Origin of the sequence: Actinoplanes lutulentus (assembly GCF_003259845.1) — a bacterium.
GTDB lineage: Bacteria > Actinomycetota > Actinomycetes > Mycobacteriales > Micromonosporaceae > Actinoplanes > Actinoplanes lutulentus.
In genome coordinates, this window is the sequence record NZ_QLMJ01000013.1 from 52,985 (window position 1) to 72,172 (window position 19,188).

The 19,188-nt window shown below is 68.7% G+C and carries 18 protein-coding genes; 6 read left to right on the forward strand and 12 right to left on the reverse strand.

The window, feature by feature from the left end:
• The first annotated feature begins 33 nt into the window (after positions 1-33).
• Positions 34-657 (forward strand): rhomboid family intramembrane serine protease, encoded by a 624-nt coding sequence (locus B0I29_RS25775; RefSeq protein ID WP_111651664.1) that lies wholly within the window; start codon positions 34-36, stop codon positions 655-657.
• A 51-nt stretch (positions 658-708) separates the two neighbouring features.
• Here the strand turns inward: B0I29_RS25775 and glpX are convergent, their stop codons facing one another.
• On the reverse strand, positions 709-1,776 hold the full coding sequence (gene glpX / locus B0I29_RS25780) for a class II fructose-bisphosphatase (RefSeq protein WP_221402736.1): 1,068 nt from the start codon (positions 1,774-1,776) through the stop codon (positions 709-711).
• A gap of 50 nt (positions 1,777-1,826) precedes the next feature.
• Here glpX and B0I29_RS25785 point away from each other — a divergent pair, with 50 nt between their 5' ends.
• Entirely contained in the window at positions 1,827-2,378 is a 552-nt protein-coding gene (locus tag B0I29_RS25785; protein WP_375790635.1) for a DUF4245 domain-containing protein, read from the forward strand.
• Between the two features lie 28 nt (positions 2,379-2,406).
• Here the strand turns inward: B0I29_RS25785 and B0I29_RS25790 are convergent, their stop codons facing one another.
• From B0I29_RS25790 to B0I29_RS25800, 3 genes are read right to left on the reverse strand one after another with little or no spacing between them, the layout of a single operon-like run.
• Complete coding sequence (locus B0I29_RS25790) at positions 2,407-2,610, reverse strand: exodeoxyribonuclease VII small subunit (RefSeq protein WP_111651667.1); 204 nt, start codon at positions 2,608-2,610, stop codon at positions 2,407-2,409.
• Positions 2,607-3,947: an exodeoxyribonuclease VII large subunit gene (gene xseA, locus B0I29_RS25795; RefSeq protein WP_111651668.1), complete on the reverse strand. Its 1,341-nt coding sequence runs from the start codon at positions 3,945-3,947 to the stop codon at positions 2,607-2,609. Before xseA ends, B0I29_RS25790 begins: the two co-directional genes overlap by 4 nt.
• 9 nt (positions 3,948-3,956) lie before the next feature.
• Complete coding sequence (locus B0I29_RS25800) at positions 3,957-4,526, reverse strand: hypothetical protein (RefSeq protein ID WP_111651669.1); 570 nt, start codon at positions 4,524-4,526, stop codon at positions 3,957-3,959.
• Positions 4,527-4,593: 67 nt separating this feature from the next.
• Between B0I29_RS25800 and B0I29_RS25805 the strand changes: the two genes are divergently transcribed.
• Positions 4,594-5,637 carry a 4-hydroxy-3-methylbut-2-enyl diphosphate reductase gene (locus B0I29_RS25805; RefSeq protein ID WP_221402837.1) on the forward strand — a complete coding sequence of 348 codons (1,044 nt, stop codon included), beginning with the start codon at positions 4,594-4,596 and terminating at the stop codon, positions 5,635-5,637.
• Here B0I29_RS25805 and rmuC read toward each other — a convergent pair.
• Complete coding sequence (rmuC, locus tag B0I29_RS25810) at positions 5,624-6,763, reverse strand: DNA recombination protein RmuC (protein WP_111651670.1); 1,140 nt, start codon at positions 6,761-6,763, stop codon at positions 5,624-5,626. The genes B0I29_RS25805 and rmuC overlap by 14 nt on opposite strands.
• Positions 6,764-6,817: 54 nt before the next feature.
• Between rmuC and B0I29_RS25815 the strand changes: the two genes are divergently transcribed.
• The gene (locus tag B0I29_RS25815; RefSeq protein WP_111651671.1) at positions 6,818-7,612 is read left to right on the forward strand and encodes a hypothetical protein; all 795 of its coding nucleotides are present in this window, start codon (positions 6,818-6,820) and stop codon (positions 7,610-7,612) included.
• A gap of 18 nt (positions 7,613-7,630) precedes the next feature.
• On the opposite strand, the gene B0I29_RS25820 is transcribed toward B0I29_RS25815, so the two are convergent.
• From B0I29_RS25820 to B0I29_RS25835, 4 genes are all read right to left on the reverse strand, one after another.
• Positions 7,631-8,197 carry a hypothetical protein gene (locus B0I29_RS25820; RefSeq protein ID WP_111651672.1) on the reverse strand — a complete coding sequence of 189 codons (567 nt, stop codon included), beginning with the start codon at positions 8,195-8,197 and terminating at the stop codon, positions 7,631-7,633.
• Positions 8,198-8,269: 72 nt separating this feature from the next.
• Positions 8,270-10,807 (reverse strand): valine--tRNA ligase, encoded by a 2,538-nt coding sequence (gene valS / locus B0I29_RS25825; RefSeq protein ID WP_111651673.1) that lies wholly within the window; start codon positions 10,805-10,807, stop codon positions 8,270-8,272.
• 811 nt (positions 10,808-11,618) lie between these two features.
• Positions 11,619-12,113 (reverse strand): methylated-DNA--[protein]-cysteine S-methyltransferase, encoded by a 495-nt coding sequence (locus B0I29_RS25830; RefSeq protein WP_111651674.1) that lies wholly within the window; start codon positions 12,111-12,113, stop codon positions 11,619-11,621.
• Positions 12,114-12,266: 153 nt separating this feature from the next.
• Positions 12,267-13,751 carry an AlkA N-terminal domain-containing protein gene (locus tag B0I29_RS25835; RefSeq protein ID WP_111651675.1) on the reverse strand — a complete coding sequence of 495 codons (1,485 nt, stop codon included), beginning with the start codon at positions 13,749-13,751 and terminating at the stop codon, positions 12,267-12,269.
• 137 nt (positions 13,752-13,888) lie between these two features.
• On the opposite strand from B0I29_RS25835, the gene B0I29_RS25840 reads away from it, so the two are divergent.
• Entirely contained in the window at positions 13,889-14,668 is a 780-nt protein-coding gene (locus tag B0I29_RS25840; RefSeq protein ID WP_245972737.1) for an alpha/beta fold hydrolase, read from the forward strand.
• A 24-nt stretch (positions 14,669-14,692) separates the two neighbouring features.
• Positions 14,693-15,778 carry a redox-regulated ATPase YchF gene (gene ychF / locus B0I29_RS25845; RefSeq protein WP_111651677.1) on the forward strand — a complete coding sequence of 362 codons (1,086 nt, stop codon included), beginning with the start codon at positions 14,693-14,695 and terminating at the stop codon, positions 15,776-15,778.
• Between the two features lie 93 nt (positions 15,779-15,871).
• Here ychF and B0I29_RS25850 read toward each other — a convergent pair whose 3' ends face one another.
• From B0I29_RS25850 to B0I29_RS25860, 3 genes are all read right to left on the reverse strand, one after another.
• Entirely contained in the window at positions 15,872-16,594 is a 723-nt protein-coding gene (locus B0I29_RS25850; RefSeq protein WP_181557976.1) for a PaeR7I family type II restriction endonuclease, read from the reverse strand.
• Positions 16,595-16,671: 77 nt separating this feature from the next.
• Positions 16,672-18,429: an Eco57I restriction-modification methylase domain-containing protein gene (locus B0I29_RS25855; protein WP_111651679.1), complete on the reverse strand. Its 1,758-nt coding sequence runs from the start codon at positions 18,427-18,429 to the stop codon at positions 16,672-16,674.
• 123 nt (positions 18,430-18,552) lie between these two features.
• Positions 18,553-19,137, reverse strand: a complete 585-nt coding sequence (locus B0I29_RS25860) for a TetR/AcrR family transcriptional regulator (RefSeq protein ID WP_111651859.1) — start codon at positions 19,135-19,137, stop codon at positions 18,553-18,555.
• Between the last annotated feature and the right edge of the window lie 51 nt (positions 19,138-19,188).

Below are 19,188 nucleotides of genomic sequence, written 5' to 3' on the forward strand. Positions count from 1 at the left end.
CCGCGGGTGCGTCCGGCTGACACCATCAGGAGCATGGGGTACGGCGGGTGGGCGCAGCAGGCACGTGAGGACGAGGCGGCGAAGTTCGGCACCGAGGCGTTCTACGCGGCGCTGGGCCGCGCCTTCGTCACGATGTGCGCCATCGTCCCGGGACTCTTCCTGATCGAGGCGCTGGACGTCGCCCTCGGTCCCGGCACACTCGACGTGGCCGGCGGCATCATTCCCCGGCACATCGAGGGGCTCGACGGTGTCCTGTTCAGCCCGTTCCTGCACGCCGACTGGGAGCATCTGTACGGCAACGCGGTCCCGCTGATCCTGCTCGGCACGTTCGTGCTGGCCGGAGGCGTGCGCCGGTTCATCTGGTCGACCGTACTGATCATGGGAGTGTCCGGGCTCGGCGTCTGGTTCATCGGCGACCCGCGCAGCGTCGTGGTCGGCGCCAGCGGCGTCATCTTCGGATATCTCGGCATCCTGCTGACCCGCGGCCTGGTCGAGCGCAGCTGGTGGAACTTCGCGGTCGCCGTCTTCATCGGCTTGCTGTACTGGTACCAGCTGTACGGCATCCTGCCCACCGACGCGCGTGTCTCCTGGCAGGGGCACCTGCTCGGCCTGGTGGGCGGCGCGCTGGCGGCGGTGCTGTTCCGCCGCCGGCGCTGACCCGTTTCTCTGTCTTTTACAGCGTGGGCAGGCTTATAGCGTGGGCAGGCTTTACAGCGTGGGCAGGTGCCCGTCGAAGTCCACCGCTGAGTACAGCGCGAGCTTCTCCAGCCGGTGATACGAGTCGATCACCCGGATCGTGCCGCTCTTGGACCGCATCACGATCGACTGGGTGTGTGCGCCACCGGCCCGGTACCGCACGCCCTTGAGCAGGTCGCCCGAGGTCACGCCGGTCGCCACGAAGAAGCAGTTGTCGCCGGTGACCAGATCGTCGGTGGTCAGCACCCGGTCCAGGTCATGCCCGCCACCGATCGCCTTCTCCCGCTCCGACTCGTCGAGCGGCCACAGCTTCGCCTGGATCATGCCGCCGAGACACTTGAGCGCACACGCCGCGGTGATGCCCTCGGGGGTGCCGCCGATGCCCATCAGCACGTCGACGTCGGACTCCTCGCGGGCCGCCGCGATGGCGCCGGCGATGTCACCGTCCGAGATGAACCGGATGTTCGCGCCGGCCTGCCGTACCTCCTCGACCAGCTTGGAGTGCCGCGGACGGTCCAGAATGCACACCGTGACATCGGAGACGCTGGACTTCTTCGCCTTGGCGATACGCCGCAGGTTCTCGGTGGCGCCGGCGTTGATGTCGATGACGTCGGCGCAGTCCGGGCCGACTGCGATCTTCTCCATGTAGAAGACCGCACTCGGGTCGAACATCGCGCCACGCTCGGCCACCGCGAGGACCGCCACCGCGCCCGGCATGCCCTTGCTCATCAGCGTGGTGCCGTCGACCGGGTCGACCGCGACGTCCACCTCGGGACCGGTGCCGTCACCGACCTTCTCCCCGTTGAAGAGCATCGGCGCTTCGTCCTTCTCACCCTCACCGATCACCACGACGCCGCGCATCTGGATCGAGTTGATGAGTTTGCGCATGGCGTCGACGGCGGCGCCATCTCCGCCGTTCTTGTCACCGCGACCGACCCAGCGCCCAGCGGCCATGGCGGCCGCCTCGGTCACTCGGACCAGGTCGAGGGCGATGTTGCGGTCGAGGTCCTGGGGGACTCGGGCTGGCACGGGGGCCTCCTCGCGACGTTGCGGGGCTGGTAAGTCTTCCGATCCTGGCATCCGAGGACGCGCCAAGTCTCGGTTCAGCGACATGGTTAACAATGGGATGCGTGGAACCCGCTGCGTCTGCCCCTGCCGTTCCGTCCCCGCGGCTCGCCCCGCGTGAGGGCCGCCGTCCCCGCGACATGATCCTGTCGTTGCTGGTACTGCTCATCCCGATCGGACTCGGGATGGTCTATTGGCGCGTGGTGCTCGACGGCGACAAGCCGATCGCGAAGGACCCGTCGTCGGCCATCCAGCTGGCTTCGGCCCACTTCACCGTGGCGCAGCCGACCGGCCTCGGCGAGGACTGGACCGTCACGTCGGCCAATTTCCGCAACGAGAACGGCGGGGCGACACTGCGCGTCGGTTACGCCGACCCGGACGCCGACCCGATCCTGATGGTGCAGAGCACCGTGCCGGCGGCCACCCTGGTCCCCGCCGAGGTGGGCGACGAGGGCACGCGGACCGGCACGTTCCGCTCGGCGAACCGGGCCTGGCTGACGTACGCCGGGCGGCCGGGCGAGATCGCGTTCATCGTGACCGAGCAGAACCGCACGATCGTCCTGGTCGGCAAGACCGACCAGGAGAACCTGGAGACCCTGGCGGCAGCGCTGCCCTGATGTCCCTTTAGCCGTCTGCTTGTGTTCCTCAGTCGCCGGCTCGGGCGGCGCGAGTGGCCTCGATGCGCTCGCGGGCGCCGTCGAGCCAGCGCTGGCAGACGTCGGCCAGTTTCTCGCCGCGCTCCCACAGGGCCAGTGACTCCTCCAGGGAGCCGCCGCCCTGCTCCAGTCGTTCCACCACGGAGGCCAGCTCGGTGCGGGCCTGCTCGTAGCTGAGGTTCTCGTCGGTCATCGGTTCTCCTGCGCTTCGACTGCTTCGACTGGCTTGACGGCTTCGGCTGGCTTGACTGCGTCGGCTGGCTTGACGGCTTCGGCTGGCTTGACGGCTTTGCCTGCTTTGGGGCGTACCGTCGCTTGGATCTCGCCCTCGGCGAGCCGGATCCGGAGAAGGTCTTTCGCGGTCACGTCGTCCGCGGCGCGGACGACGTGACCGCCGGCGCGCTGCACGATCGCGTAACCACGCTGCAGCGTCGCGGCCGGTGACAGCGCGCGCAGCCGGGCCACGGTGTGCCGCAGGTCGTCGTCGGCGCGGCGCACGCGGTGCTCCAGGCTGCGGCCGGCCCGTTCCCGCAGGGCGACCGCCTCGGCGGCTCGCTGGTCGATCAGCGACTCAGGCCGGGCCAGCACCGGGCGGGAGCGCCACGCCTCGATCCGCTGCCGTTCGCGCTCGATCAGGGTGATCACCGCGCGGTCCAGCCGGTTGCGGGCCATCTCGATCAGGCGCATCTCGTCAGCGAGGTCCGGCACGATCCGTTTCGCCGCGTCGGTCGGGGTGGAGGCGCGCAGATCAGCGACGTAGTCGAGCAGCGGCGCGTCGGTCTCGTGCCCGATCGCGCTGACCACCGGGGTGCGGGCCGCGAAGACCGCCCGGCACAGCGCCTCGTCGGAGAAGGGCAGCAGGTCCTCGACGCTGCCGCCGCCGCGCGCGATCACGATGAGGTCGATCGTGTCGTCGTTGTCCAGCACCTTGAGGGCGTCGATGATCTGCGGCACCGCGGTCGGGCCCTGCACCGCGACGTTGACCACCCGGAAGTCCACGGCCGGCCAGCGGCGGCGAGTGTTCATCAGGACGTCGCGCTCGGCGGCGCTGGCCCGCCCGGTGATCAGGCCGATCCGGCCGGGCAGGAACGGCAGCCGCCGCTTGCGGTCACGGGCGAACAGGCCCTCGGCGCCGAGCAGCTTTTTCAGCTTTTCCAGCCGGGCCAGCAGCTCGCCGAGCCCGACCTGGCGGATCTCGTCGGCGCGCAGGCTCAGCGTGCCCCGGCCGGGGTAGAACTCGGGTTTGGCATGCATGGTGACCCGGGCGCCCTCGGCCAGCTCCGGCGCGCCGGCGTCGAGCACGTCGCGGTGGGCGGTGACGGTCAGGCTGAGGTCGGCGGACGGGTCACGCAGGGTCAGGAAGACCACGCCGGAGCCGGGGCGGCGGCTGATCTGGGCGACCTGCCCGTCCACCCAGACCCAGCCGAGTTTCGCGATCCAGGCGCCGAGTTTCTGGCTGACCACGCGGACCGGCCACGGCTCGTCGGCGCTGCTCTTGGGATCGGTCCCTTTGGCTTCTGGCTGGGTCACCCGGCCAGATTACGGAAGACCACCGACATTCTCGTCGGCACGATCGGTGGTGGCGTCCATCGCGCGTGTTTCGGCGTGCTTGCCCTGATAACCGCCGAGGTCGACCGGGGTACGCCGTTCCGGCAGCAGCCGTTCGATCCCGGTGAGCACGACGAGCAGCATCAGGCCGGCGCAACCCCAGAAGATCAGGTCGGTGACCAGGTACTCCGGGTCGACGTGCACGCCGTCACCGGTGCCGAGGAACGGGAACGGATAACCGCGCCGCTGCGGATGATCCGCGAGGCAGCACCCGGACGTGACCGGGACCGCGGTGGCCGCCATGCCGGCCAGGGCGAGCAGCGCGGCGACAAGGCAGGCGGCCAGGCTCGGGGCGATCCGGTGCCAGGACAGCAGCAGCACGCCGCCGCCCAGCAGCACCACGTGGAAGATCAGATAGGGGGCGATCAGGCCGCCGTCCACCTCGACGGCGAGATTCAGTACGCCGATGCCGACGAAGAACCAGCCGGCCATCACCCGCAGCACGGCCGGGATCGACGGCCACGCAGCCCAGGGATCCTCACCCCGATGCGCGCCGCCCATGAACGTCAGTATCGCGCTCGATCCATGACTTTAGCGGCAAAACGGTCACTCTGCCCGCCCTGTGGCGCTGATCGCACATCGACAGGCAAGGGAGCGGTCCACGTACCATGGCCGGGTGACTGAACCTCGTAAGCGTGTGTTGCTCGCCAAGCCGCGTGGATACTGCGCCGGCGTCGACCGCGCCGTGCAGACCGTCGAGGAGGCGCTGAAGCTCTACGGCGCCCCGGTCTACGTGCGCAAGCAGATCGTGCACAACAAGCACGTGGTCAGCACCCTGGAAGCCCGCGGTGCGATCTTCGTGGAGGAGAACTACGAGGTCCCCGAGGGGTCGACCGTCGTCTTCTCCGCCCACGGTGTGGCGCCCGAGGTCCACGACCAGGCCCGCGAGCGCAACCTCAAGGCGATCGACGCGACCTGCCCCCTGGTGACGAAGGTGCACCACGAGGCGAAACGGTTCGCGGCCGAGGACTACGACATCCTGCTGATCGGCCACGAGGGGCACGAGGAGGTCGTCGGCACCGCCGGTGAGGCTCCCGCGCACATCCAGCTGGTCGACGGCCCCGACGACGTGGACAAACTCGTCATCCGCGACCCGAACAAGGTCGTCTGGCTGTCACAGACCACCCTGTCGGTCGACGAGACGATGGAGACGGTGGCCCGGCTCAAGACCCGGCTGCCGCTGCTGCAGTCGCCGCCCAGCGACGACATCTGCTACGCGACGTCCAACCGGCAGCACGTGATCAAGGAAATCGCCCCGGACTGCGACGTGGTCATCGTCGTCGGCTCGACGAACTCCTCCAATTCGGTACGCCTCGTCGAGGTCGCCCTCGGCGCCGGCGCACGGGCCGGTCATCTCGTCGACTTCGCCTCCGAGATCCAGGACGAGTGGCTGGAGGGCGCCACCACGGTCGGCGTCTCCTCCGGCGCGAGCGTCCCGGAAGAGCTGGTCATGGAGGTGCTCGCGCACCTCGGCTCCCGCGGCTTCGGCGAGGTCACCGAGTACACGACAGCTGAGGAACGCCTGACCTTCTCGCTCCCGCAGGAGCTGCGCCGCGACATGAAAGCAGCCGCAGCCGCAGCCGCCGCCGCAGCAGCAGCTACGGCTGGCTGAGTTCAGGGGCCTGGGGCTGGCGGGGCATTACCTCGACCTGGGGGACCTCGACGAGGTCGTCGCCGGGCACGCCCATGTCGGCCAGCTTGCGGGCGCTCACCAGCACCCGTGACTCCAGCGAGCCGACCGCCTTGTTGTACGCGGTGACCGCCCCGGTCAGTGACGTGCCCAGCTTGGCCACGTGGTCACCGAGCGTGGACAGCCGCCCGTAGAGCTCACGGCCCAGGGTGTGCACCGCCACCGCGTTGCGGGCCAGGGCCTCCTGCCGCCACGAGTACGCCACCGTGCGCAGCAACGCGACCAGCGTCGCCGGGGTGGCCAGCACCACGTGCCGGCGGAACGCGTGCTCCATCAGCGCCGGGTCGCGTTGCAGGGCCGCGTCCAGGAACGGGTCGGCCGGGACGAACAGCACCACGAAGTCGGTGGCCTCGTCGAACGCGGCCCAGTACTTCTTCGCCGACAGCTGGTCCACGTGCGCTCGCAGGTGGCGGGCGTGCATGTCCAGGTGGGAGTCGCGGGTGCGCTCGTCGCGGGCCTCCATCGCCGACAGATAACCCTCCAGCGGCGCTTTCGCGTCGACCACCACGGCCCGGCCGCCGTGCAGCTTGACCACCAGGTCGGGGCGGACACCCTGATCGTCGGTGGACCCGGTGACCTGCTCGGCGAAATCGCAGTGCTCCAGCAGGCCGGCCGCCTCGACGATGCGCCGCAGCTGGTGCTCACCCCAGCGGCCGCGCACCTGCGGGGCACGCAGCGCGGACACCAGCTGCCGGGTCTCGGTGCGCAGCTCACCGGAGACGACACCCATGGCCCGGACCTGCTCGCGCAGTTCCGCGTACGCGTCCACCCGGTCGTGCTCCAGCTGGGCGACCCGGTCCTCGTACCGCCGCAGGGTGTCCTGCAGGGGCCCCACGGCCCGGGCCACCGCCTCCTGCGACTGGGCGGTCGACTCGTAGGACAACGCGCGCAGCGACTGTTCAAGACGCTGTTCACCCTCGCGGGCGGCGGTCACTGTCGCCTCCAGCCGGGCGATGTCGGTGGCGGCGTGCGCCCGGGCGACCAGCCAGCCCAGGGCGGCGCCGGCGGCGAGGCAGACGAGGATCACAGCGAGCGTCGAGAACGTCACCTCCGCAGATTGCCAGAAAGGTAGGACAAGCCTCGCGGAGGTACCGTGTGAAACATGAAGGGCGTGTTACTCATCCTGGTCATCCTCGCGGTCGTCGCCCTGGTCATCGGCGTGGCGCAACGCAGTGGACAAGCCCGCAGACAGACGCAGCTCGACGACGCCCGCGCCGAGGCACAGAGGTGGTACGAACGGCTCGGCGGCCAGGTGATGAATCTGGTCTCCGAGGACCCGGCGGCACGCCAGGCGCTCGCTGACGCGAGCGAGCGTTACAACGCGGCAGGCGGTCAGCTCCAGCAAGCCAATTCGGTACGCCAATTCGAGCTGGCCCGCGAGTCAGCACTCGAAGGCCTGGCGTACGTGCGGGCCGCCCGCAGCGCGATGGGCCTCGATCCCGGTCCTGAGGTGCCCCCGCTGGCCGCCTCGCAGGGCACCGGGCGGCTCACCCAGGAGCGCGAGGTCACCGTGCAGGGCCATCAGTACCGCGCCGGCCCGCAGCCCGGTGCCGCGACGCCCTACTTCTACCCCGGTGGCCGGGTGCAGGGCCGGCCGGTGCCCGCCGGGTGGTACTCGACGCCGGTGTGGAAAACCGCGCTCGGCGCCGGTGCCGGTGTCCTCGGCGGCATGCTGATCTTCGACGCGCTCTTCTCGCCGGGTTTCGGTGACGCCGGCTTCGGCGACCCGGGCTTCGACGGTGGCGACTGGGGCGGCGGCGACGTGGCGGCCGGCGGCTTCGACGGCGGGTCCGACCTCAGTGGCGGTTCCGACTTCGGCGGTGGCGGCGACTGGGGTGGCGGCGGCGGAGACTGGGGCGGCGGCGGCGGAGACTTCGGCGGCGGCGGGGACTTCTGAGCCGTCGTTTTCCGTTGCTCAGAACCTGCGGACCGGCTGGTTCTTCTTGACCAGCATCCAGTGCTCCAGTTCCCGGCGCAGCGCCTTCGGGTTCGGCCACACCTGACTCAGGTCGGCGGTGAACGCCTGGCCGCGCGGGGTGTCGGTCAGCGCCGGGGCGCCGTCGGCGGCGTCCTGCACCGGATGCACCGTGTCCATGTCGCCCGGGACCACTTCGAGCACCGTGCGCAGCCCGACGCGGCGGATCACCACGGCGGAGACGTCCTGCCACTCCAGCAGGATCGGGTCGCTGTCCTGGGCGGCCAGCTCCAGGCCGACCTCGGATACGCGTACCCAAGTGGGCAGTGCCGCGCGCGCTGAGACCGTGTAAAGGCCGGCGGCGCCGGCTGCGACCGCGATCGCCTGCAAGGCGATCACCCACCACGGGTCGCCCGTCTCGCGAGCGAACCAGGCCACCGCGGGCGAGGCCAGAAGGTACGCGATCAGCAGCGCGGCGAAGAGCGTCGCGAAGGAGCGCGCCGGCGAGGACCGGAACAGCACCGCGTCCCGGGCCGGGGCCTCCACCTGTTCCGGGGCGAACGACATGCCTTCAATAATGGACTGCTCAGGCCCCTCACTACCGGTGTTTGGCCAGGTAGCGAGGGGCCTGTGCGGTGATCAGAACGCGCAGGCGATGACCAGTTCCGGGGTGCGGTCGCGGAGCAGGTCCAGCTTCACGATCCGGCCCGCCGCCCGGAAGTCGCCGTCGATCAGCACCAGCCGGTCGAGCAGCTCCGCCGGGCCGAGCGCCTCGGCGAGCGGCACCTCGGTCTTCATCGACAGCTTCCGGTCGGACTTGGCCCGGCGGACCTGCCGCAGCGCGTCACCCGCCAGATCGAGCAGCGACGGATCGCTGTCCGGCGCCACCCGGGTCAGCTCGTGCGGGGTCGGCCAGGTCGCCTGATGCACCGAACCGTGACTCCACCACGACCAGACCTCCTCGGTGACGTACGGCAGGAACGGCGCGAACAGCCGCAACAGCACCGACAGCCCGGCAGCGAGAGCCGCCCGCGCGGAATCGGCGCCCGGGCCCTCCGCGTACGCCCGCTCCTTCACCAGCTCGATGTAGTCGTCGCAGAACGTCCAGAAGAACGTCTCGGTGACCTGCAGCGCGTCGGTGTACTGGAACTGCCCGAAAGCCGCCGTCGCCTCGGTGACCACCTCGGCGAGCCGGCCCAGCATCGCCCGGTCCAGCGGTTCGGTGACCGGCTGCCGCAGCGCCTCGGCCGCGCCCAGCCCGAGCGCGAACTTCGATGCGTTCAGCAGCTTCGTCGCCAGCCGCCGGCCGACTTTCAGCTGCGCCGGCTCGAACGCCAGGTCGGCGCCGGGCCGGCCGCTCGCCGCCCAGTACCGCACGGCGTCCGACCCGTACTTCTCCAGCAGCGGGCCCGGGGTCTCCACCTCGTTGCCCATCGTCTTGGAGATCTTCTTGTGGTCCGGGTCCAGGATCCAGCCGGACACCACCGCCCGCTCCCACGGCAGCGCGTCCGACAGCTGCTCGCCGCGCAGGACCGACGTGAACAGCCAGGTCCGGATGATCTCCTGACCCTGCGGGCGCAGGTCCATCGGGTACGTCCGGGCGTGCAGGTCCGCGTCGGTGCTCCAGCCCGTGACGATCTGCGGGGTCAGCGACGACGTCGCCCACGTGTCCATCACGTCCGGGTCGGCGGTGAAGCCACCCGGCACGTCACGCTGCTCCTCGGTGAAGCCCGGCGGACAGTCCGACGACGGGTCCACGGGCAGCGTGGCGTCGTCCGGCGTCAGCAGCTGGTCGTAGTCCGGTTCGCCAGCCTCGCCCACCCGGTACCAGATCGGGACCGGCACGCCGAAGAACCGCTGCCGGCTGATCAGCCAGTCACCGGTCAGGCCGTTGACCCAGTGGTCATACCGATGGCGCATGCTCTCCGGCACCCAGCGCAGCTCACGCCCGCGGGCCAGCAGGCGTTCCCGCAGCTCCGGGTCACGCCCGCCGTTACGGATGAACCACTGCCGGCTCGTGACGATCTCCAGCGGGCTCTCGCCGCGCTCGTAGAACTTCACCGGATGCGTGATCGGCCGCGGCTCCCCGAGAAGATCACCCGTCTCCTGGAGCAGCCGGACCATCTCCCGGCGGGCCGCCGCCACGGTCAGGCCGGCGAACCCCTGGTAGGCGGCGACCGGGACACCCGTGGGCGCGTCCGGAAGGAAACGCCCGTCGCGGCCGAGGACCACGCGCGTGTCGAGTTTCAGGTCACGCCACCACGTCACGTCGGTGAGGTCACCGAACGTGCAGACCATCGCTATCCCCGTACCCTTGTCGGTTGCGGCGAGCGGATGGGCCAGAACCGGAACCTCCACATCGAAGAAGGGGGTCCGGACCGAGGTGAGACCCGCGAAGCGGGGATCGCCCGGATGATGCACCAGAGCGACACACGCGGGCAGCAGCTCCGGTCGCGTGGTGTCGACCTCGATCGGGCCGTCCTGGCTGTGGAACCGCAGCTTGTGATAGGCGCCCGGCCGTTCCCGGTCCTCCAGCTCGGCCTGCGCCACCGCGGTACGGAAGCCGACGTCCCAGAGGGTCGGCGCCTCCGCGGTGTACGCGTTGTCGGCCTGGAGATTTGCTAGGAATGCCCGTTGTGAGACGGCCCGCGACTTCCGGCCGATCGTCGAATACGTCAGTCCCCAGTCGACGGACAGCCCGAGCTTGCGCCACAGGGACTCGAACGCCTTTTCATCCTCGGCGGTCAGCTTCTCGCAGAGCTCAACGAAGTTACGCCGGGAGATGGAGACGGGCGGTTTCGGTGGCTTCGCCGGCGGTTCCCAATCCTGCTGGTAGGGCAGGCTCGGGTCGCAGCGGACGCCGTAGACGTTCTGGACGCGGCGCTCGGTCGGCAGGCCGTTGTCGTCCCAGCCCATCGGGTAGAAGACGGTCTTGCCGTGCATCCGCTGGAAGCGCGCGATCGTGTCGGTGTGCGTGTAGGAGAAGACGTGCCCGATGTGCAGCGACCCCGATACGGTCGGCGGGGGCGTGTCGATCGAGAATACGTCCGCACGCTCCTTGGAACGGTCGAACGCGTACGTACCCTCCCCCTGCCAGTGTGGCGCCCACTTCTCCTCAAGGCCGTCGAGTGACGGGCGCTCGGGGAGACCGTGACGGCCGGTTCCCGTATCAGTCATGCCGGCCAGCCTAGTTTTCCCGGGCGGGTATCGGCGAGGCAGTTTGCGGGTCACGGGGGTGCGCGGGGTTTCCGGGGTCGCCGGGGCCTCCGGGGTCGCCAGGTCGCCGGGTCGCCGGGTCGCCAGGGCTCCGGGGTCGCCGGGGCTTTCGATGGGCCGGTTGCCGTCTCAGCTTTGGCCCGTGCCGTCTCAGCTTTGGCCCGTGCCGCCTCAGCTTTGGCCCGTGCTGGCTCCGGCCATGGCCCGGCCCTGGATTTGGCTCGCCCCGGCTCCGGCTCCTGTCCCGTCTCGGCTTTTGTTCCGTCTCGGTCCTGGCCGTGGTCCGTCTCGGCCTCGGCAAGCCCTGGCTCCGGACCGCGTGGCCCCGGTGTTTCGGGGACGACCACTGGCGAGGGGCGGTGAGCGCACGCGTAAAGCCTGGCGGGGGCGGTGAGCGCACGCCCAAACGTTCTGCGTGCGCTCACCGCCCCCAGGGTGGCGGTCAGCGCACACGCAGGCGTTTCGCGTGCGCTCACCGCCTTCCGCAGGCGGCCGGCGGGGCAATGGCCTGGACAAAACGGTCGGCAGCCTAGACGCGGGAACACGCAACGCCAACGTGCGATTTCATCCACGCCAGGGCCGAGACAGCGGCACACGGAGGAACAATGTGAGCCCTCATCACCGCTGCTGGCTTCCAGCGTGTGCCCGCATCTCGGCTAGCTGCCCGCGACGAAACCGGCCCGCGACGAACAGGCCCGCGACGAGCAGGCCCGCGACTGAAAGGCCAGCGACGAACTGGCTTGCGACGAACCGGCCCGCGGCCGGCCTGAGATCAGCCCCGCGACTCGTGCGCCAGCAGCCAGGACTTCACCGGAAGCCCCCACCGATAGCCGCCCAGCGACCCGTCCGTCCGCAATACCCGATGACACGGCAGGATCAGCGCCACCGCATTGCGCGCACAAGCCTGCGCGGCACCCCGGATAGCCGCCGGCCGACCGGCCAACTCCGCATATTGGGTATACGTCACCGGCGCACCCGGCTTGATCTCGCGCATCACCTCCCACGCGTGACCCATGAAGCCGCCCTTGGTGAACTGCTGCACCTCGATCGCATCCAGCGCACTCAGATCGCCGTCGAGGTAGGCACGCACCGCGTCACGCACCGGGCCCACGTCGTCGGCCTCGACCGGCCCCTTCAGCTGCGGATGTACGAGCCGCATCAACTCAGGAACGTCCGTGGTGAAGCCGGCCGCTCGAACCGCGCCGGTATCCGTGGCGATCACGGTGAACGGACCGGCCGGTGTGTCCAACGTCGAATGACGAAGCATCGTCGTCTCCTTGCTCGATGAGAGCTCAACGAGAGCTCGATGGGGCTTGATGAGTGCCCGATGATTGCGCGAAATTCGGGTCGCCGGGCGCGGGCCTGTGGATAACCGTGGAATGTGGATAACTCAAACCGGCAGCCGCCAGGCGGGTAGGTTTCAGGCGGCCCGCCAGAGCCGGATCAGCGCGTATGAACGCCAGGGACGCCAGCGTTCCGCGTGCTTTGCCAAGGCTTTCGGCGAGTCCGGGAGACCCAGTGCGGCCGCACCGCGGCGAGCCGCCAAGTCGGTCTCCAGGAACACGTCCGGGTCGCCGATCGCGCGCATGGCGACATAACCGGCCGTCCACGGGCCGATGCCGGGGAGTTCGAGCAGGCGGGCGACGGTTTCGGGCCGGTCGGCGCCCGGTTCGAGGTCGAGTTTGCCGTCGGCTACCGCGGAGGCCAGGGCGCGGATGGTCGCCCGGCGAGAGGCCGGCATCCCGAACGCGGAGTCGGGAAGGTCGGCGATGACGGCTGCCGTGGGAAAGCCGGTCAGTTCGGAGGCGCCCTCCAGGGCGGTTGGTTCGGTGGTGGGGGAGGGGCCCTCGAAGAGGGCCACCCCTCCACCCAAATCCCCAGCAGCCCGCAAAATCCGCCGCAAAGTAGTCCGCGCCCCCACCACACTCACCTGCTGCCCCACCACCGCCCGCACCGCCATCTCAAACCCATCAACAGCCCGCGGCACCCGCACCCCCGCCTCACTCCGCACCGCCGAACCAAACGCCGGATCCGCCCCCAACATCCCGTCCACCGCCACCGGATCCGCATCCAGATCGAACAACCTCCGGCACCGCGCCACCGCCGGCGCCAGATCCCGCACATCGCTGAGCCTCAACGTCGCGAAAACCCACCGCTCCCCAGGCCTGAGCGAGACGGTCGCGCTCCCATGCGGCAGAACCAGACCCCTTTGGTACGCGGAACCGCACACCTCATCAACACCCGGCAGTGTCCGCGCACCCAGAAACTCGAGAAGCGAAGCGGCATGGAACGGCGGCCGATAAGCCAGCCGCAAATTGATCACGCCGGCTTCGGCCCGGCCGGCGGGCCGTTTCTCCCGAAGCTGGCTGGGTGATCCGGCGTAGACCTCAAGCATCGTGTCGTTGAACTGCCGCACGCTCCCGAACCCGGCCGCGAACGCGATCTCCGCCAACCCCAGTTCGGTCGTCTCGACGAGGATCCGCGCGGTCTGTGCCCGTTGCGCGCGGGCGAGCGCGAGCGGCCCGGCGCCGAGTTCCGCGGTGAGCATCCGGTTGAGGTGCCGTTCGGTGTATCCGAGCCGGCTGGCCAGCCCGGTGACTCCTTCGCGGTCGACGACGCCGTCGCCGATGAGCCGCATGGCCCGTCCGATGGTGTCGGCGCGTACGTCCCACTCGGGGGATCCGGGTGCGGCGTCGGGCCGGCACCGGCGGCAGGCACGGAAGCCGGCGCGCTGGGAGGCGGCCGAGCTCGGATAGAACGTGACGTTCTCCCGTTTCGGTGTGACGGCGGGGCAGGACGGCCGGCAGTAGATCCCGGTGGTCCGCACAGCCGTGTAGAAGCACCCGTCGAACCGCTGATCGCGGCTGTCGACAGCGCGGTAGCAACGCTCGAAGTCCAGGTCCATGCTGTCGAGTCTGCCCCTTGCGGCAGTCTCACGGCTGGCGGGAATCGGACATCGCCGTGCCGGAAGCGAAGCCCCTGTCAACCAAAGTTGACGCTCACGGATCTGTCAACTACGGTTGACGCATGGAAGGGATCGCGGTGAGAACTGACATCGGCTGGCGCACCTTCGGTGGCGGCCCCAAGGTCGTGCTTCTGCACGGCGGCATGCAGACCTCGGCCAACTTCACGAAACTGGCGCGGCTCCTCGCGACCACGCACACCGTCTACGTCCCGGACCGGCGCGGCCGGGCGCACAGCGGTCCCGCCGCTCCCGGTCACGGCCTCCGCGCCGAGCTCGACGACCTGCGCGCGGTCCTCGACGAGACCGGCGCACGCGACGTGTTCGGTCTCAGCTCGGGCGCGGTGATCGCGCTGCGCGCGGCGATGGAGATGCCGATCGCGCGCCTCGCGCTCTACGAACCGCCGCTCAAGCACGGCGATCACGATCCGGTCGCATGGCTTCCCCGGTACGAGAAAGAGCTCGCCCGAGGCCGTCGAGCCGCCGCGTTCGTCACCGTCTCGAAGGGCACCGGCGAGATGCGGCACGTCCCCCGGGCCGCGCTGATCCCGCTCGCCGGCCTCGTCATCCGCAACGGCCGGGGCCGGGAGATCGGCGAGCTGATCCCGACGATGCGACTGGACGCGGCGGTGGTCGAGGACGCGGCCGGGCCGTTGAACCTCTACAGCGGCGTCGAAGCGGAGACTCTTCTACTGGGCGGTGATCGCTCTCCGGCGTACCTCACCGGGGTTTTGAACGGCCTGGAGCCGGTCCTGCCGCGAGTGCGGCGGGTGACCTTGACCGGCGTGGGTCATCTCGCCGCGGACAACAGTGGCAGGCCTGAGTTGGTCGCGGCTGAACTGCGGCGGTTCTTCGGATAGCCGAACTGCGTAGACTGGCGTTCCGTGAGCCTCACCATCGGGATCGTCGGCCTGCCCAACGTCGGCAAGAGCACCCTTTTCAACGCCCTGACCAAGAACGACGTGCTCGCCGCGAACTACCCGTTCGCGACGATCGAGCCCAACGTCGGCGTGGTCGGCCTGCCCGACGACCGGCTGAACAAGCTGGCCGAGCTGTTCGGCAGTGAGAAGATCCTGCCGGCGCCGGTCAGCTTCGTCGACATCGCCGGCCTGGTCCGTGGCGCGTCGAAAGGCCAGGGCCGGGGCAACGCGTTCCTCGCGAACATCCGCGACGCCTCCGCGATCTGCCAGGTGGTCCGCGCGTTCTCCGACCCGAACGTGCTGCACGTCGACGGCAAGGTCTCGCCCTCCGACGACATCGAGACGATCAACACCGAGCTGATCCTCGCCGACCTGCAGACTGTCGAGAAGGCGCTGCCCCGCCTGCAGAAAGAGGCGAAGCTCAAGAAGGAGAAAGCTTCCACCGTGGCCGCCGCGGAGGCCGCGTTCAAGCTGCTCAACGACGGCGTGACCCTCTACCAGGGCGCGAAGGCGGCGGGCATCGAGCTGGAGCTCCTCGAAGAGCTGCACCTGCTCACCACGAAGCCTTTCCTGTACGTCTTCAACGTCGACGAGGCCGAGCTCGGCAACGCGGCGTTCCTCGACGAGCTGCGCGCCCTGGTCGCCCCGGCCGAGGCCGTCTTCATGGACGCGAAGATCGAGTCCGAGCTGATCGAACTGGACGATGAGGAAGCCCTGGAGCTCCTCCAGTCCACCGGCCAGTCCGAGCCCGGCCTGAACCGCCTGATCCGCGTCGGCTTCGACACCCTGGGCCTGCAGACCTACCTGACGGCCGGCCCGAAGGAGTCCCGCGCCTGGACCGTCCCGGTCGGCGCCACCGCCCCCGAGGCCGCCGGCGTCATCCACTCCGACTTCCAGCGAGGCTTCATCAAGGCCGAAATCGTCAGCTTCGACGACCTGGTCACCGCGGGCTCCATGTCAGCCGCCAAATCCGCCGGCAAGGTCCGCATGGAGGGCAAGGACTACATCATGAAAGACGGCGACGTCGTCGAGTTCCGCTTCAACGTTTAACGGCAGTTGGATTTTCTCTGGCCGGTGGTCCTGCCGCCGGCCAGAGAAAGCGCGCCGAGATGACCTCGTCGGGTTCGCCGGCGGGAAGGCGGATTACGGGGTCGTTGGATCGGGCCTAGGGGTGCCGGTCCAGAAAGCGGAGTGGAGGTCGGCCGCGAAACGGTCCCAGCCGACAGCTTTGTTGGGTTCACTCCACGAGAACGGGTCCTCTTTCACGGTTACGGCCCAAGTCATATGGAAAAGGCCGGTGTCTCGCATGCGTTCCAGCATGATAGCCATCCGCTGAACGTATGAGGCGCCGTCAAAGACAGGGTCGGAATCGCCAAGAGTTTCGACGACTCTGACGGGCTTGCTGTTTTCAGGGTTCTCGGCCATCACGAAGATGTAAGCACGACGCATCTGAGGTGGAAGAAGCCCTCTGATTTCGGCCTGTCGAGTGTCTTCGGCCATGCCGAAGATTTCGTCTGCCCGGTTGTTGAGATTCTTGCCTTCGCTGCCGAGCATGGATTTGTACTCGACAGCCAGGACCGGCACGTCTCTTTGGAGAAGTACGAGGTCCCAGGATTTGCTGGCTCGGTAGAACCCGGGCAGGGTTGCGCCCCTGTTCTGGCTGAAGCGCAGCCCGGTTGCGCCTGTCGCTTTGATCTCATCGACGACCAGCTGATGAATCGCATCCATGTGCCGGCCGCCAGTGACAGCGCTCCGGCGTCCCTCTTGACCGCGACCCGATGCCAGCGATGTCTCCGCTTGGGTATTGCGGACATCCAGCCAGGCCCGCAGCGCGTAGTCGATGCGGGCAGATGTTTTGTCGTCCACTGTGGCAGGACCCCCAGGCCTCGAATGTTGGGGGAAAACATACACGATCCTGCCTATGGAAACCGTCTCAGGGCAGTTTAGGAAGGAATCTCTGCGACGCCGTACAGGCGCAGGGCAACCTTAGTGGCCGCATCGACGTCTCTCGCTCGGAATGCTGCTCTCAAGCTGTCGCGGTCTTCGGTGCCGAGGGTGTTGTAACGGGGCACGCGAATTCGGCGCAGATATTGAGCCTGGAATCGCAATGTACCGCCACGCATCCGGACACAATAGGTCGAGATGAACAATTCTGCGATGTCGCTCAGCAGTAGGCCGCCGAGGACTTCGAGGTCCCAATCGCTCTCGTCCTCGTGGATCCAGTACAGGTTGTGATGAGGGTAGTACTCGCCTTTGTCCAGGACGGGCCAGATACGCCGGCTCATGTCCGGTAGCAGCAGTTTGGGCCGCTGCTGCAGTCCCTCGATGACTCGATCGATGGTTCGGTGTTCTCGCCCGGGATTGCGGCGGCCGACATTCCGGGCCGAGAGGACATCCCAGTGCTTCTGGAAGTAGGCGGCGAGGACTCGATATTTCGCGAGGTCAACCAGGCCCTTTTCGTCCCAGGGGTTGACCAGATAATGCCCGGACCAGACCACCACTCCTGAACTCAGGTCCTCGCGCTTGACCATGGGCAGCATTCGCGCTTTTTCGGCGACACTGCGATCCGTGGTCACGTAGACCTCGTCTGCGCCGGAGGCCAAGCCGATTCCCACCTTGGCGCCGGTCTCCTCCAGGAGGGGGAATCGCTCTTCCAGGTCAACGATGAGTGCGAGGCGATCGGGGCTGCCGGTTGGCCACCCCGCCTGAGTGGTGAACCAATGATTCAGCCAGGCTGCCGATATCCCTGGCAGATGCAACGGCTCAGACGATTCGTGTCGGTACCACCGGCTCAACTCGGCGGCGGCGTTCTCCCCGAATTCCCTTGTCGTATCCGCGATGGCCGCCCGGCCTTGAGCCCCGGCACGGATGACGGTGATGGCGGGGTATGCGGCAACCTGCTCCTCGAAGGCGTCGACCTCGTGCATGGTGATGGCCGCCTCGACGGCGTAGTCGGCGGCGACGAGGCCGCGTAGCGCCTTCCCGTAGGCGTTCCGCATCCAGCGGTCCGCGCAGATGTACGCCAGTCGGCCACCCGGCTTCAGGGAGAGCAGACCCTGCTCGTAGAAGCCGACGAAGATGTCGGCGCGTCCGCCCATGGTTGGGCACTTCTCTCGGTAAGCGTTGGATCGCGCCGCGGGGATGTCTTCGAGCCGGATGTACGGCGGATTCCCGACGACGAAGTCCGCGGCGATCTCCTCCCGCTCACTCAGCAGGAAGTCGTCTTGGACGATCCAGGTCTCGGCGAGCTTGCGCGCTGTCGCCGGGTCGACGCCGTGACGAGCAAGTAGTTCACCGGCGGCACTCCGGGCAGCGGCTACATTCGCGGAGAGTAGGTCGTAAGCCCTAATCGCATCGATAGCGTCGGATATTGGTCGCCCGTGCAGCTCGCAGCTCGCGACCAGCCGCTCGATCATGGGAAGAAGGAACGCACCATGGCCGCAGGCCGGCTCGACGGCGAGGCGGTCGGGCAGTACGTCGTCGGCGTTGTACCCGACCATGTCGAGGATCAATTCCACCACCCACCTGCGGGTGAAGACCTCGCCGTGGTTGTCGAGTGGATCGGGCTGCTGCGTGGATGACAGGGGGAACTCCAGATGGCCGAGCAGGCTTAACTGCCTCTGATGCCGGGGTTTCCGATTGTAAGGCTTTACTGGCTGTGGCCTGGGTGGCGCGACGGGCGCGCCGGTGCTCTCGAACATGTGTACAGTATGAACGACAACTAGTCCCTAACCCAGTAGTCGTGTGCAAGATTTTCTGCGACAGCAGGTAGCCGTCGAGCTGCTATCGGCAGCCTTCAGGCGACGTGTGCCGCGGCCGAGGATCTATAGGCGGTAGGCCGCCAGAGCCGCGTCCAGCATTGCCTCCTGGTCGGCGGCGGGGAAGGCGGCCGGGTCGGCGGCGGCGTAGGCGGCCATGCCCTCGGTCATCGTGATCAGGGCCAGCGCTGTGGTCGCCACCCGGTGTGGTGGCCAGTCCGGGGCTGCTGCGGTGATCAGGCGTTCGACGCGGGAGCGCCAGGACCGGTTGTTGCGGCGGTGCTCCTCGATCAGGTTGTCGTCGGAGACGGCGGCTGCCAGGAAGCCCATCCAGACGATCGCCTCCTGGCGGGTCTGCTCGTCGAGGGCCATGCCCTGGTGCAGGACCGCCCGCAGTGCCTCGCGCGGTCCCCGGGCGGCGGCCTCCAAGGCCTCGACCCGGGCTCGGGTGGTGGCGTGCAGCAGCTCGCGGGCGTGCAGCAGGAGCGCCCGGCGGTTCGGGAAACGGTGCATGACCAGGCCGGTCGTGCAGCCGGCGGCGGTTGCCACCGCTCGCACGGTCAGCCGTTCCAGGCCCTGCTCGGCCAGGACGCTCCAGACCGCCTGGGACAGTCGCTCGCCCTGGGCCGGCCGGTCTGCTGTTCGTGACACGCGTCGCACCTCTCTCCACTCGTAACGGATGTTACCGTAACGCTTGTTACG